The organism is Paenibacillus sp. NPDC058174 (assembly GCF_042883865.1).
Classification (GTDB): domain Bacteria; phylum Bacillota; class Bacilli; order Paenibacillales; family Paenibacillaceae; genus Pristimantibacillus.
Map to the genome: position 1 here is coordinate 516,717 of NZ_JBHVUY010000002.1, position 15,196 is coordinate 531,912.

The 15,196-nt window shown below is 50.0% G+C and carries 13 protein-coding genes; 11 read left to right on the top strand and 2 right to left on the bottom strand.

Annotated elements, in window-relative coordinates:
* Positions 1-96 precede the first annotated feature (96 nt).
* Positions 97-1,101 carry an aldo/keto reductase gene (locus ACFVVF_RS13805; protein WP_387810178.1) on the top strand — a complete coding sequence of 335 codons (1,005 nt, stop codon included), beginning with the start codon at positions 97-99 and terminating at the stop codon, positions 1,099-1,101.
* A gap of 66 nt (positions 1,102-1,167) precedes the next feature.
* Here ACFVVF_RS13805 and ACFVVF_RS13810 read toward each other — a convergent pair whose 3' ends face one another.
* A complete protein-coding gene (locus ACFVVF_RS13810) occupies positions 1,168-1,383 on the bottom strand; it encodes a hypothetical protein (protein WP_387810181.1) in 216 nt (71 codons plus the stop codon).
* A 127-nt stretch (positions 1,384-1,510) separates the two neighbouring features.
* Entirely contained in the window at positions 1,511-2,095 is a 585-nt protein-coding gene (locus ACFVVF_RS13815; RefSeq protein ID WP_387811466.1) for a GbsR/MarR family transcriptional regulator, read from the bottom strand.
* A gap of 230 nt (positions 2,096-2,325) precedes the next feature.
* On the opposite strand from ACFVVF_RS13815, the gene ACFVVF_RS13820 reads away from it, so the two are divergent.
* From ACFVVF_RS13820 to ACFVVF_RS13865, 10 genes are all read left to right on the top strand, one after another.
* Complete coding sequence (locus ACFVVF_RS13820; protein ID WP_387810184.1) at positions 2,326-3,207, top strand: carbohydrate ABC transporter permease; 882 nt, start codon at positions 2,326-2,328, stop codon at positions 3,205-3,207.
* Between the two features lie 21 nt (positions 3,208-3,228).
* Positions 3,229-4,071, top strand: coding sequence for a carbohydrate ABC transporter permease (locus ACFVVF_RS13825; protein WP_387810187.1), 843 nt, complete (start codon positions 3,229-3,231; stop codon positions 4,069-4,071).
* A gap of 41 nt (positions 4,072-4,112) precedes the next feature.
* On the top strand, positions 4,113-5,468 hold the full coding sequence (locus tag ACFVVF_RS13830; protein WP_387810190.1) for an ABC transporter substrate-binding protein: 1,356 nt from the start codon (positions 4,113-4,115) through the stop codon (positions 5,466-5,468).
* A 16-nt stretch (positions 5,469-5,484) separates the two neighbouring features.
* Positions 5,485-6,267 carry an HAD family hydrolase gene (locus tag ACFVVF_RS13835; RefSeq protein ID WP_387810193.1) on the top strand — a complete coding sequence of 261 codons (783 nt, stop codon included), beginning with the start codon at positions 5,485-5,487 and terminating at the stop codon, positions 6,265-6,267.
* On the top strand, positions 6,264-6,605 hold the full coding sequence (locus tag ACFVVF_RS13840) for a DMT family transporter (RefSeq protein WP_387810196.1): 342 nt from the start codon (positions 6,264-6,266) through the stop codon (positions 6,603-6,605). Before ACFVVF_RS13835 ends, ACFVVF_RS13840 begins: the two co-directional genes overlap by 4 nt.
* A gap of 35 nt (positions 6,606-6,640) precedes the next feature.
* Positions 6,641-7,498, top strand: a complete 858-nt coding sequence (locus tag ACFVVF_RS13845) for a metallophosphoesterase family protein (RefSeq protein WP_387810199.1) — start codon at positions 6,641-6,643, stop codon at positions 7,496-7,498.
* 199 nt (positions 7,499-7,697) lie between these two features.
* The gene (locus ACFVVF_RS13850) at positions 7,698-8,261 is read left to right on the top strand and encodes a YdeI/OmpD-associated family protein (RefSeq protein WP_387810202.1); all 564 of its coding nucleotides are present in this window, start codon (positions 7,698-7,700) and stop codon (positions 8,259-8,261) included.
* 2,068 nt (positions 8,262-10,329) lie between these two features.
* Positions 10,330-12,102: a sensor histidine kinase gene (locus ACFVVF_RS13855; protein WP_387810205.1), complete on the top strand. Its 1,773-nt coding sequence runs from the start codon at positions 10,330-10,332 to the stop codon at positions 12,100-12,102.
* On the top strand, positions 12,095-13,690 hold the full coding sequence (locus tag ACFVVF_RS13860) for a response regulator (RefSeq protein WP_387810208.1): 1,596 nt from the start codon (positions 12,095-12,097) through the stop codon (positions 13,688-13,690). Before ACFVVF_RS13855 ends, ACFVVF_RS13860 begins: the two co-directional genes overlap by 8 nt.
* A gap of 126 nt (positions 13,691-13,816) precedes the next feature.
* Positions 13,817-15,121 (top strand): ABC transporter substrate-binding protein, encoded by a 1,305-nt coding sequence (locus ACFVVF_RS13865; RefSeq protein ID WP_387810210.1) that lies wholly within the window; start codon positions 13,817-13,819, stop codon positions 15,119-15,121.
* Positions 15,122-15,196: the final 75 nt, after the last annotated feature.

A 15,196-nucleotide genomic window follows, 5' to 3' on the forward strand; every position in this document is an offset into this window, starting at 1 on the left:
TTAAGCTTCTGGTTATAAATTATAACATACCATAAGCAATGCTGCTTTATTCAATGTTTTATTCAGTCTCAACTAGAGGGAAAGAAGGAATGCATCATGCCTTATCAAGCAGATGAGCAACGGTATACACAAATGGAATATAGACGCAGCGGCAGAAGCGGGCTGAAATTGCCTGCAATTGCGCTCGGTCTCTGGCAGAACTTTGGCGGGAACAAACCGCTGGAGGACTCGCGCGCAATGATACGCAAATCGTTCGACCTAGGCGTCACCCATTTCGATTTGGCGAATAACTATGGCCCTCCAGCCGGGTCAGCAGAGGAAACCTTCGGACAAGTATACAGCAAGGACTTGAAGCCTTACCGTGATGAGCTGCTCATTTCGACCAAAGCCGGTTATTACATGTGGCCAGGCCCTTACGGCGAGTGGGGCTCCCGCAAAAACCTGCTGGCAAGTCTGGATCAGAGTCTTCAGCGGATGGGACTCGATTATGTCGATATCTTTTATCACCATCGACCAGATCCGGACACACCAATTGAGGAGTCGATGAGCGCACTGGCTCAAGCCGTTCGTCAAGGCAAAGCGCTCTATGTCGGTCTGTCGAATTACGGTCCAGAGGATACGCGAAAAGCGGCCGAAATATTGCGTGAGATGGGAACGCCGCTGCTTGTCCATCAGCCGAATTATTCGATGCTGAACCGCTGGATCGAAGACGGCTTGCAGGATGTGCTGGAGGAGCAAGGCGTCGGTTCCATCGCCTTTTGTCCGCTGGGACGGGGACAACTGACGGGCAAATATATCGATAAGCTGGAAGCGGAGATGAAATCCGGCGTTCTGACAGTGAAGCCAGAGGCGATTGCGCCGGAGCGGGTGGAGAAATTTCGCCAGCTTGAGGCGTTTGCCAAAGGCCGGGGCCAAAGCCTCGCGCAAATGGCGCTTTCTTGGGCGCTGCGGGATGGGGGCGTAACATCGGTGCTGATCGGAGCAAGCCGTGTGAGCCAGATTGAGGAGAACGTGCAAGCGGTTGGCCAAGCGCCATTCACGCAAGATGAATTGAAGTCGATCGATGCGATTTTGCAAGATATCGGCGACATTCCTTGGTAAAAATAATGAAAGAGGCAGTATCCAAGTCATGGACTCGGATACTGCCTCTTTCATTTGTAAATCAGGCTATCGTTTTTTTAACTTTTGCTTACGGAACGCTTTAGCTTTGGCAGGCTTCTTGGAGGGAGCCTTTGCCGGATCGGCTGGAGTTGCTGGAGCGGCTTCATCAGCAGGAACTTCTACGCTGTTTTCCACCGTATCGGATTCCACTTGTACCGCTCTGCCAAAATTAATCACGCCTTGATTTTTGACAATAATGACCTTACCGACACAGCACCACATAAAGGAGCAGCATCCTTCCCTATACTTCTAGATTGGCAATGGCGAAGCGTCGCCGAATGCTTTTCCTCTATATATATGGCGGACCAGCTTCCCCGGAGCGGTCGTTTGTACAGGTTAATAAGCCTGTTTAAGCTTCTTGCCCGGATTTCGAACCGTTGTTACTAGCAATCCCTGTACTCATGTCTCCGGGCTCCCAATTGAAATAAACACCGTTCTCCAGATCATCGACAAATTTATGAAGCCAATTGTAATAGCTTTCGGCATGCCTCAGCTTGTGAAGATCCTTCAAACCTTGCTCCCTCTCTTCTTCGGAGGTTCCGGCATCGAGAATCATCTCCGATAATGGAGGAATGACCTCGACAATCGCGCCTCGCATCACATCAATTTCTCGTCGCAGCTTCGTGACGAAAAACGCTTGGAACGCTTTGAAAAAGTCCGTTTCCGCTGCATAAAGCTCTTTGCGATCCTGCTTCTCGTTCAGCTTGGAGACCATCTTCGAATCGATCAGCGAACGTACAGCGTAGCTCATATTGCTCTTGCTCATATTCATGCTCGTCTGCATTTCTTCGAGCGTCATTGGCCGGTCTTCAAAAAACATAATGCCGTAAAGCTGTCCGAATGAATAGTTTGCTCCGTATAAATCCATCGTCTGCGCGATCGCATCAATGACCTTGACCCGCAGTTCCTCTCCGACCGTTTCCGGCTCCTTCATCTTTCCAGAGTTCTCTTTCTTCACAATATAGCCTCCGACTGGGATCGAAAATTTACATAATATCCACTTAAAATTGATGTTGCGTTAACCATACGATAACGATTCGAACGTACAATATTTATTGAACAGAGGAAAGGAATGATCTTATTCTTAATCATTATAGCAAAAATTCAATTAATATTGAACATTAGAAAAATGCTATTTAAGCGCTTATTGAAGAGGGAGGAACAATGAAACGATCTGCGATTGCCCAAGAATTCAAAGCTTTGCTTTTCACATTACCTGCGATGGTTCCATTGACTGTTTTCTGGTTTGCACCGCTTGTCTACGTTATCTATCTCAGCTTTATGGAATGGGATTTCATGAATCCTGTCAAAGTATTCGTCGGGTTGGAAAATTATCAAAACTTGTTCAGCAACCCTGCCTTTTACGAATCGCTGAGAATTTCGATACTGTTCTGTCTGGGCAGCGTACTGCCTGTCGTCATTGTTGGACTAGCTCTTGCAATGCTGCTTAGCAGTAAATTCAAGGGAGGCGCGCTGTACCGGACTCTAATGTTCTCGCCTTGGGTAACGCCAACAGTTGCCGTCTCCATCGTCTGGTCTTGGATTTATGAGCCGGATGTCGGTCTCGCCAACAACCTGCTTCGCTTCATCGGTATTGACGGTATCCGCTGGCTGGAGGACCCCAATTGGGCTTTAATCGGCGTCCTGCTCGTTACGGTATGGAAGTCAGCCGGCTGGTGTATGATTTTTTATCTGGTGGCGATCAAGAACGTTCCGCCGGAGTTGCTGGAGGCTGCTGAACTGGATGGTGCAAGCGGTTGGCGCAAATTTACGAATGTAACCTTGCCGCTTATTTCGCCGACAACGTTCTTCCTGATCGTCGTACAGACCATTCAGGCGCTTCAGGCCTACGACCAGATCAACGTGCTGACGCAAGGCGGACCTGCAGGATCGACGCGTACGCTGCTTTATCTCTACTATCAATCGGCATTCGATTCCTTCCAGATCGGGGAAGCTTCTTCCGTTGCCATTACGCTTATTGTCGGCTGCGTCGTGCTATCGTTGTTCTCGTTCGTAGTCGGACGCCGCAATGTACATTACAACTAAGGGAGAAGGAGGACAAGGATCATGCAAGGGTTAAAAGGGGTTCGGACCGTAGTCCGTCATTTACTGCTGGCGGCTGCAGCTCTTATTATCGCATTCCCGTTTTATTGGATGGTTACGAATGCTTTGAAAACGAACGATGAAATTTGGCAGTTCCCGCCAACGCTATGGCCGCATGCGCCATTATGGAGCAATTTCGCGGACGCATGGCATGCCGCTCCATTCGCACGTTATATCGGCAATAGTATTTTTGTAGCCGGCGTTATTGTTATTTTGCAAGTGATCAACTCGGGGATGATGGCCTATGCTCTCTCTCATATGAAATTCCGGTTAAAAGGCGTCTTCACAGCCGCCGTGCTAGTTGGGTACATGGTACCAGCGACAGCCGTCTATTTGCCGAGCTATATCATTCTAGGTCAGCTCAATTTGCTCAATACGTACGGCGGGCTTATTTTATCCAACTGCGTTAGCGTGTTTTCGATCTTTTTGATCCGGCAGGCTTTCCTGCAAGTGTCGCATGACATGGTAGAGGCCGGGATGATCGACGGAGCGTCGCATTTCCGGATTTTATGGACCATTCTCATTCCGCTCACGCGTCCTTCTTTTGCCGTATTGGCTCTGATTACCTTCATCGACCAGTACAACAATTATTTCTGGCCGATGCTTATTACGAAAGATCCGAGCATGCAATTAATATCGGCTGGACTGCGGAGCTTCTTTGTGGAAGGGGGTGCTTACGGACTGAAATGGCCTTTGATTATGGCAGCCAGCGCCTTTACGGTTGCGCCGCTGCTTGCACTGTTTCTGCTTACACAAAAGACCATTATCAGCAGTGTCAATCTGCAGGCAGGCGCAAGTAAAGGATAACGCTTTACGATGTAGAATCGATAAATGGAGGGAAACAACAAATGTTGCACTGGAAAAAAATGTTGACGGGGTTTGGTGTATTATCAATGCTGTTCGTGGCCGCTTGCGGTTCGACGACAGGTACAGGCACAGGTACGAACGGAAGCAATGGGGGCAATGCGCCGGCAAACGGTGAAGCCACACAATCGCCTGCCGCTGCGCAGCCGGTAACGATCGAGTTCTGGTACGGGCTTGGCGGCAAGCTGGGTGAGAACATGCAAACACTGATTAACAATTTCAACGCTTCGCAGAGCGAAGTAATCGTCAAGCCTGTTGTACAAGCTGATTACTCCGAGACAGAGAAAAAACTGCAAGCAGCGATTGCTGGCGGCAAAGTACCGGCAGCAGTACTTTCCTCGAACGTAGATTGGGCACGCAAAGGTTATTATGCATCATTGGATGATTTAATTGCTGGACAAGCGGACTTCAATGCAGCGGACGTTATTCCGACGTTTCTGGAGCAAGGCAAAGTAGACGGCAAACAATATTTCCTGCCGATGTACGGTACGACGCAAGTGATGTACTACCGGAAAGACGCCTTGGAGAAAATCAACGTGAAGCCAGAAGACCTGACCACTTGGGAAGCACTGGCGAATGCGGCAAAAGAAATGACAGTTAAGAACGGCGCTCAAACTTCGTTCTATGGCTGGGAGCCAATGTGGGGCATGGAAAACATGATGGACGCGGTATTCGGCAAGGGCGGTTCTGTCCTTAGCGAAGACGGCAAAACCGTTACGATCGATTCCCCGGAATGGGTGGAGACATGGGATCAATTCCGCAAATGGATTCATGAAGACAAAATCATGCGTATCCATTCGGGCGGTCAAGGCTGGGAATATTGGTACAAAACGATTGATGATGTCATGAAGGGCCAAGCAGCAGGCTACACAGGCTCCAGCGGTGACCAAGGCGATTTGGATTTCAGCATTTTGGGCGCAATGGAACAACCAGGCTGGGAAGGAAAAGGTCCGGGTAAACCAGTTGCAAACGCGATTATGGCGGGCATTCCGGCAGGTGCAAGCCCAGAGCAGCAGCAAGCAGCGTTTAAGTGGTTCACTTATTTCATGAATGCGGAAAATACGGCGTTCTGGTCCATGAATACTGGCTACATCGCAGTTCGCCAGTCTGCACAGGATGACCCGAAATTTGCAGCCTTTACACAAGAAAATCCGCAAAGCATGGTACCGCTCAAGCAAGCAGCACATGCATCGAAGCCGTTCCAAGATCCAACTGGCGGCAAAATTAATGACGCACTGAAAGTTGCCGCAGACAAAGTCCAAATCAGCAACGTGCCGGCTGCGGAAGCACTTAAAGAAGCAAAGGAAAAAGCACAACGAGAACTTGACAAATTGAAGTAAGCAGGAGGGTTTGCGAATGGCTGAATTGACGATAGCGGGTGCAAGCTGCCAAATCGAAGGCATTTTATTCGACAAGGACGGTACGCTGATGGATTTTATCCATACGTGGGGATATTGGGGCGAGCGTCTGCTCGCCCGGTTCTCCAGCCTGTTGGAGGAGAAGGGGCTGTCGCCTTTACCCGCCAAGGATTCGCTGCTGGGAACGTTTGGCGGCGAGACTGGCACAATAACGGACTATGACCGGAACGGACCGCTGGCTATGGGGACGATTGAAGAACAGATTGCGATTCTGGCTTGGCAAGGCTATCAAGCGGGCTTGTCTTGGGCGGAGTCGAAGGAAATGGCTTATGCGAGCAAAAGCTATGCGGACCGGGCGTTGGAAGAAGCCCGGCAAGCTCGGCTGCTGCCAGACCTGCTGCCGTTTCTGGAGCAATGCCGCAATAACGGATTGAAACTTGCAGTGGTAACAGCCGATGACACGGAGCCTGCGATTCGTCACTTGGAATGGCTGGGCATCCGTGAATATTTCACAGCTTGCGTCGGCAATGACGTAGTGGGACGGGGCAAGCCGTTCCCTGATATGGCGGAGCTTGCTTGCCGTGAGTTGGGACTTTCCTGTTCGCAGGTTGTCGTAATCGGCGATACGAACGGGGATATGCGGATGGCGAAAGCAGCAGGGGCCGTTGCAGCAATCGGGATTGCTGCGAGCACTGCTGAATCGGCTGCGGATTTGCTGCCAGACGCCGACTGGACGATTACTTCCTATCGGGAGCTTGCGATTCGAGGCGATTCGCAATGAAGGAAGGCAGTGGCATCGGCTGGCTATTTCTAAGCATGGCTATACTGCTGGAGGTGCTGGGCACGATGTCGATGAAGTGGTCGGAGAGCTTTACCCGGCTGCTTCCATCCATTATGATGTTCATTTTCTATGGCGCTAGCTTCACATCGCTTAACTATACGCTCGGCTACATGGGGGTAAGCACCGTTTATGCCACATGGTCCGGGGTCGGAATCGTACTCATCTCGTTAATCGGGTACTTTGTGTTTCAAGAAAAGCTGTCGATAGCTTCGGTTTGCTGGATCGTTGTTATCGTTGTTGGTGTAGTGGGTTTGAATGCAAGCACCAAAGGTCATTAACCTGGAACGGAATCAATTAGAGGAGGTTGTCAACCGTGGAGAATGCAATCGAATGCAAGCAGCTGCCGCTTCTCTCCTTTCAGGTCATAACCGATACCCATATTACGGTTGACCCGGAGCATACGCATAACCGCAATTTTGCCAGAGCGCTTGAAGATATTCGGGTAAATGCATCAGATAGCGTCGGCATTATGCATGCCGGAGACGTGACAGATCACGGATTTCCTCAGGAGTATGAGGAACTGCGCCGACTGCTTCGGGAACGCGGGGAATCAGTACCGGAGATTCATTTTACGATGGGCAATCATGATGTAGCTTTGGGCGAATGGCGAAGCCGGATTTCTAATTTCAATGAGGCGACCCGGACGGCAGGCTCTTATCATGACCATTGGATCGAAGGCTATCATTTTATTTTTCTCGGGACGGAGCAGGGATTGGAGCTGTTCTGCACGCTTTCTGAGGAGCAGCTGGCTTGGCTCGATGAGAAGCTGGGCGAAGATGCATCGCCAGATCGTCCGGTGTTCGTATTTTTGCATCAGCCTTTAAAAGATACCGTCGCCGGTTCGTTCGAGGAGCAGAAGTGGTTTGGCGTAACCGAAGACGAGGAGCTGCAAGCCGTTCTGAACAAGCATCCTCAGGCGATGCTGTTCACCGGGCATACGCATTGGGAGCTGGAAGCCCATCATACGGCTCATCAATTGGAAGTTGACATGCCGGCGATGTTCAACGCAGCATCGGTTGCCTATCTGTGGACGGATGAAGATGAGCATAAGGACGGCAGCCAAGGCTACTATATTGAAGTGTATGCGGACAGGGTGCTCGTCAGAGGGCGTGACTTTGAGCGCGGCGCATGGGTTGAAGCAGCGCAATTTGAGGTAAAGCTATCGGGTTAGCTGCGGGTGCTTGAAGTTTTTTTGAAGAGGTATGAAGGAAGTATGACAGCGTGCTGTCATACTTCTTTTTTTATAATAATAGCAGCAGTTGCAGTAAGATGGTCAGTTGAGCTGTGTACTCATAGTTGAACGCTCATCCATTTTTACGGTATTATGGTCACGATTACTCTCCCCATTCGAAAGGAGATTGAACATTTTTATGGAAATTGAAAATTTGCTTCCCATTACTTCGAGAGAAGATTTGAGGGGCTGGCTTAGGGAACATAGCAAGACGGACAAATTCTGTTGGGTCATAGTGAGTATGACGCCCAAGCCGGATACGCTGCTCTATTTGGATGTAGTTGAAGAGTGTTTATGCTTTGGCTGGATCGATGGTATCAAAAAGTCATTTGCCGGAGCGGGAACGGCGCAACGGCTGTCACCTAGAAGTAAAAAGAGTTCTTGGACCGAATTGAACAAAGAGCGCGTCCGCCGCCTTGAAAAGCTGGGCTTAATGAGCGATGAAGGCAGAAAAGTGCTTCCTGATATGGTCTCTTTTGAAATAGATCGCGATATAGAGCAAAGGCTGAAAGAGGATAGGGAGGTGTATGCTAATTTCTTAGCTATGCCGGCACTGTATAGAAAAGTACGGATCGACAACATACAAAGCATAAAAGATCAGCCGGAGCTGTTTCAGAGCAGACTAGACAAATTTATCGCCAACACAAAAGAAAACAAGCTGTACGGTCAATGGCATGATAACGGACGTCTGCTGGAGTATTGAGTAAAATAGTTCTTCTGGCTGCTCCAACCCCCCAAAACCTCGTTACCGTACTACCGATTCGCCGCGCTCCACTAAAATTGGTCGTCTGGCTGCTCCAACGAACCTGCTTCGCAAAATAGCGAAGCAAACTTCGTAGTTAGTTGGCAGAAGGGACTGCAACGTTGGCGCAGCGAAGCAAACTTCGCAAATGGAGAACCTTGGTTCACGAAAAGCGAAATTTGCTTCGCTAATTCGCAAATGCCCCGTTCCGACAGCCAGAATAGCGAAAATCGCTTCGTTACAAAGCGAACCAGCTTCGTTGCGGTCAAAGAGGGAGGCTAGCTGCTCCCTCGCACTTCAGAAACTTTGAACCTCTGAGCATGCTCCTCCGTAGTTCCGCTCTCGAAATCCGCTGCTCTCGAAGCTAGGACTACCACTGTCCAGAACCACAAAACCTCCAACTCCCCAAGGCACCGTTACCGTACTGCCGATTTGTCACGCTCCACTAAAGTAGTTCTTCTGGCTGCTCCAACTCCCAAAACCCCGTTACTGTACTACCGATTCGCCGCGCTCCACAAAAATTGGTCGTCTGGCTGCTCCAGCGAACCTGCTTCGCAAAATAGCGAAGCAAACTTCGGAGTTAGTTGGCAGAGAGGACTGCAACGTTGGCACAGCGAAGCAAACTTCGCAAATGGAGAACCCAGGTTCACGGAAAGCGAAATTGTCTTCGCTAATTCGCAAACACCCCGTCCGGACAGCCAAAATAGCGAAAGCAGCTTCGTTAAACAGCGAAGTCGCTTCGCTCTAGACTGTTGGTGCTATAACTCTTTTGCTCCAACGAACCTGCTTCGCAAAATAGCGAAGCAAATTTCGTAGTTAGTTGGCAGAGGGGACTGCAACGTTGGCGCAGCGAAGCAAACTTCGCAAATGGAGAACCTAGGTTCATGGAAAGCGAAATTGTCTTCGTTAATTCGCAAACGCCCCATCTCGACAGGCAGAATAGCGAAAGCATCTTCGTTAAACAGCGAAGCTGCTTCGCTCTAGATTATTGGTACTATAACTCTTTTGCTCCAGCGAACCTGCTTCGCAAAATAGCGAAGCAAAATTCGTAGTTAGTTGACAGAGAGGACTGCAACGTTGGCGGAGCGAAGCAAACTTCGCAAATGGAGAACCTTAGTTCACGGAAAGCGAAAATCGCTTCGCTAATTCGCAAACGCCCTGTCCGGACAGCCAAAATAGCGAAAGCATCTTCGTTAAACAGCGAAGCCGCTTCGCTCTAGACTGCTGGTGTTAAAACTCTGCTGCTCCAACGAACCTGCTTCGCAAAATAGCGAAGCAAACTTCGTAGTTAGTTGGTTGAGAGGACTGCAACGTTGGCACAGCGAAGCAAACTTCGCAAATGGAGAATCTAGGTTCGCGAAAAGCGAAATTGTCTTCGCTAATTCGCAAATGCCCCGTCCCCACAGGCAGAATAGCGAAAGCAGCTTCGTTAAACAGCGAAGCCGCTTCGCTCTAGACTGCTGGTGTTAAAACTCTGCTGCTCCAGCGAACCTGCTTCGCAAAATAGCGAAGCAAACTTCGTAGTTAGTTGGTTGAATGGACTGCAACGTTGGCGGAGTGAAGCAAACTTCGCAAATGGAGAACCTAGGTTCGCGAAAAGCGAAATTTGCTTCGCTAATTCGCAAACGTCCCGTCCCGACAGCCAGAATAGCGAAAGCAGCTTCGTTAAACAGCGAAGCCGCTTCGCTCTAGACTGCTGGTGTTAAAACTCTGCTGCTTCGTTCTGGGCCGCGGGGACGCCAAGCTAAGCTACTCCAAGCCTCATAACCTGTCTTGTCGGGCATGCTTAGCCTCGCCCAACCCCCGCCAGTATAAAATATTGAACATCAATCCGACAAAAGACTAAATTGTGGCAGGCACGTGCGAAATGTTACAATTATGAGCGCAAAACGCGCTGCGTTTTAAGCTAAGCAATCTATACCGCCAAGCAAACGTTACAACATAACAATCGTTACCGCGAACTAAATACTACGACAAGCAGTGACACCTCGACGGGGAAGTGACATAACGCATGTATAAATGGCTTTTCGTGAACAGAAGCATTCGAACGAAGATCGTTTGGAGCAGCGTAGTCATCTCGCTTATTCCGATGCTGGTGCTGTCTTTTTTGTTTTACCGCAGCAGCAATCTGTCGCTGGAGAAGACGATGGTGCGCAGCGCGGACCAGAACGCGGCCTATCTCTCCGATGACTTGGATGAATATTTCCGCAACTTCACTTCCTCCGCTCTTCAGGTTTACGGCTTTAAGCGGATTACGAATATGATGGCGCATGGCGCTGACTACAGCGACGCAGACATTATCAATCTTCGCGAATCACTGGCCAGCTACTATTTGCTCGTCGTCAATAAGAACACGGACATTATCAAAATTATGATTTACGGGCAAAACAATGAGCTGCAGGATACATGGTCAAGGGCAGCCAGCTACAATGCAATTGTGCTCGGACCGGGCACTCCCCACTTCAAGGAGATGCTCGATTTGCCGTTTCAGCATACGCTGATGTACACCTATCGCGAACCTGCGCTGAATCAAGATTTATTTGTCTATTCCATTACGATCTATGATCCGTTTTACCGGAAAAAATACGGTTCCATGGTCTTCTTCGTGCAGCATAAAGAGCTGGCGAAAAAAATCGAATCGATGAACCGTCCTCCGAACATCATCTCGCTGCAAAATGCGTTTGGCGAAACCTTTTATCGGACCAGCGAAGCTTATCCGAATGAGGTGCAGCCGTATACAAGGCCGGATGAGCCGCCAGCCGAGCGGACGAGAGAGCTGCATTTTTCAAAAAGCAAGGATCTGCTCGTCAATCAGTCTCAGCTTGATCATGCCAATATCGGACTTACCGTGCTTTATCCGGCAACCGAGCTTGCCCAAAACCGGAAAAACACCATGTTCATTATTTTCGGCGCGGTGGCCTTCGTTATCCTGATCGTTGCTGTATGCTCCATGCTGGTACAGAAGTCGATTACGAGGCCGATACAGCTGCTTGGAAAAGCGATGAAGTCCGTACGTGGGGGAGACTTCCATGTCACCTTAGAGCCGAGGCGCTATCGCGACGATCTGTCGGAGCTGATGCGAAACTTCAACTTCATGACCGATAAAATCCGGGAGCTGATCGAGACGGAGTACCAGATGCAGCTCCGCAACAAAGAGGCGCAAATTTTAACGCTGCAAATGCAGATCAATCCTCATTTTCTCTATAATACGCTCCAGACGATTGGCGGCAAGGCGGTGCTCATCGGCGAATATGATATCCATGAAATGTGCCGGGCGCTGGCTGATATGTTCCGCTACAGCTTTTACGAGGGCAATATGGAATCGACGATCACGCAGGAGCTGGCCCACGTGAACAACTATCTGTACATTCAGCAGCTTCGGTTTGAGGAATCGATCTCGACTGAATTTGAAATTGAGCCCGATCTGATGGACGTCTCCATCATCCGCTTCGTCATGCAGCCGCTTATCGAGAATGTCGTTGTGCATGTACTGGACAAGCATAGTGAAGGCCAGCTTCGAATACGGCTAGCTGCGTTCCGCCAGGAAGATTCCGTAATTGTGGAGCTGCGGGACAATGGCCCCGGCATCAAGCCGGAGAAGCTTTCCGCCTTACAGCGTAGTCTGGAGAAACGTTCCGTTGAGGTGTTTTCGGGCGTCTCCATCGGTCTGAAAAACGTACATGAACGTATCCGGCTCGTCTACGGCGAACCGTACGGGCTGGAGCTGGACAGCGAATTAGGAAAAGGAACGACGATTCGAATTCGAATCCCCTATAAGAAACGAGGGATGAATCATGTATAAAATTATGGTGGTCGACGATGAGGCGCTAAGCCGCAAAACGATCGTCAAAATGATAGATGAGCTGGGGCTTCAAACGGACATCATCGCAGAGGCGAAGCATGGCGAGGAGGCGCTGCAGCTTATTCAGATCAACAAGCCGCATATCGTCGTTACGGACATGAATATGCCGGTGATGAACGGACAGCAGTTTCTGGAGAGTCTGTACCGCGATTTCAGCGAGATTCGAGTCATCGTCATCAGCGGTTACTCGCAGTTTGAATATTTGAAGGCTGCACTGACCTTCCAGGCTTGCGAGTATGTGCTGAAGCCGGTCGCTGTTGCAGAGCTGCGCGGGGCGCTCACCAAGGCGATAGAAGCGGTGAGCGAATATTCCAGCAGGCAGCAGGAGCGGAAGTCCTCCCGGGAGATGATGAAGCTGCGGCGCGAAGACTTTCTTCAGCATGTAGCCAACAAGCGGATTGCGAATAAATTCGATATTCAGTCGCAGGCGGAGGAGCTTGGGCTTGCACCGGCATTGTCTGAGGACGGCTACCGGGTGGCGGTCTGTGTCATTCGCCAGTTCAAGGAAATATCGCGGATTAAATTTCATGGCAATGCCGATCTGTTTATGTTTTGTCTCGAAAATATTATGTATGAGCTATTGCCGCAGGAAGAGCATGCATGGATTTACAAATCGGATGACCGGTTCCGCCTCTGCCTCATCTTACCGGTCACTTCCTTCCAAAAGAAGCGTACCGAGGAAACGCTGCTGGCCTTTCACAAGGCCGTTCACCAGACGCTTGGCGGCGACGTGGCAGTGGGCATCAGCCCCGAGTTTGGCGGATTGGAGAAGCTGCCGGAAGCATACGGCGCGGCGATTGACGCCTATGAACATAACCCTTTTGCCGGAAACGGCCTGACTGTCCGTCATGCGGAAGCCGGGGAGCGGGCATCCGGGCTGGAATTGCTCGCCTCCTTCGATCTGAAACGGCTCAGACAGGCGTTTGGTTCGGGTAAAGCGAAGGATATGCGGGGCATTATGAGCGATTTTGTACGGAAGCTGGGGCAGCATGCCGAAGCGTCGATTCGCGGCGTCCACCGGGAGCTGTTCAAGATCCGGCAAGCTGCAATGTCCGAAATGAACGGCATCGCGGCGGCAGAGCCTGCCCTATTCGAGCCGCAGGCTGTGGAAGCAGTACTTAGTCCGTTGGAGCTGCGGTCATTTCTCGATAGGCTGGCCTCGGCGGCAGAGGATTTTAGCAAAAATCGCGATATGCCTGAATCGGTTCAGATCGTCCGGAAAATCGCACAATATATGGATGAGCATTACTTCGAGGATATCGGCTTGATCGATATTGCTACGCGTCATTATATGGACCCTGCTTATTTGAGCAAGCTGTTCAAGGCGGTCACCGATGAGAATTTCATCGAGTATTTGACGCGCAAGCGGATGGAGAAGGCTTGCGAGCTGCTATGCTCGCCCGAGCGGAAGGTGAATGAAATTGCGGAGCTGGTCGGATACGAGAATCAGCGCTATTTCAGCCAGGTATTCAAGAAGTTTACCGGCCGGACACCCTCCGAATATCGCGAAGCATTCGGCCAACTGTAGCTGTCTTTTTCAAAAAAATAAACATGAGGCTCACAATAAAATGGATTACCGTTCCTCCCGGCGGCTAGTAAGCTTAAGTTCAGAACAAGCAAGTTGTTCCCGTATAAATCGAGGAGGGGTTACAGAATGAAAAAAGCTTTAAGCCTGATCATCGTATCAGCGCTCCTGACCGTGCTTCTGGCAGCATGCGGCTCATCTAATGAAAAGCCGGAAAGCACCGTCGCACCTACAAGCGGCGAAAATCAAGGAGGCAAGCCGGTCACCATTTCCTTCATGCACTTCAAGAGTGATTTCACTGATGGTGTAGCAAAAATCGTCGAGCAGTTCGAGACGGAAAATCCGTTGATCAAAGTCAACGTACAGCCGGTCAAGTATGATGACTACTACACGCTGCTGAAAACGAAGCTGGCGAGCGGTGACATCGTAGACGTCTTTACGCTGAATGCAGGAGCACAGACGAAGCTGTTCTCCGACGGCGGCTACCTGGAGGATTTGACAGGCAAGCCGTTTCTGGCTGACTTCGAAGAAGCTGTACTGAAGTCGCAATCGACTGACGGTAAAAACTACGTTATGCCGATTAACGCCAATCCGATCGCAGTCTTTTACAATAAACAAATTTTCACAGAGCTTGGCATCGAAATTCCACGGACGTATGACGCGCTGATTGAGGCGGCGAAAAAGATCAAGGAAGCGGGCAAAACGCCGTTCGCCTTGGGCTGGAAAGATCCGTGGACACTGAGCATGTGGCTGTCACGCGATATGCCTAGTAACTCGGCACTCGTATACAATCAGCCGGATTTCTTCGAGAAGCTGGAGACAGGCTCCGTTAAATTTGCCGACAACCCGGCGACAAGAACGATGATTGAGCATGCGCAGCAGCTGTTCGAGCTCGGCAACAAGGACCAGCTGGGCGTTGATTACAACGGTGCGGTTGACCTGTTCGCCAAAGGCGACGTTGGCATGATGTACATGGGAACATGGCCGCTTGCCGATATTCAGAAGAAAAATCCGGATCTCTACAACAACATGGGTTACTTCCCGTACCCTTTCAGCAACGATGAGAGCCTCAACAAGCTGGAGTTCAACCCGGACGCTTCCATCGCAATCAACACGAAATCGCCGAATAAAGAAGCAGCTGAGAAGTTCCTGGCATTCCTTGCAAGCAAAGAAGGCGGAGACCTGTGGGTTAAGAACATCAATTCCCTCAGCTATGTAAAAGGAACCGATACGAACATTGCGCCGGCAGTCAACGATCTGAAGCCTTACTTTGACAGCGGCGAAATGTACGATTCCCAGCTCTACCTGGCTAAAACAACGATTGACTGGGGTACGCCATTCACGCAATCGCTGCAAAAGCTGTTCTTCAAAAAATCGACTGTAGATCAAGTCATTCAAGAAATGGACGACTGGATTGCGAAAAACCACAATTAACGCTCTTTAATAAGCAAAGAAGAATGGCACGAGGACCTTTCACCTGTGCCATTCCTCTTCAGAAAGGAAATTTCT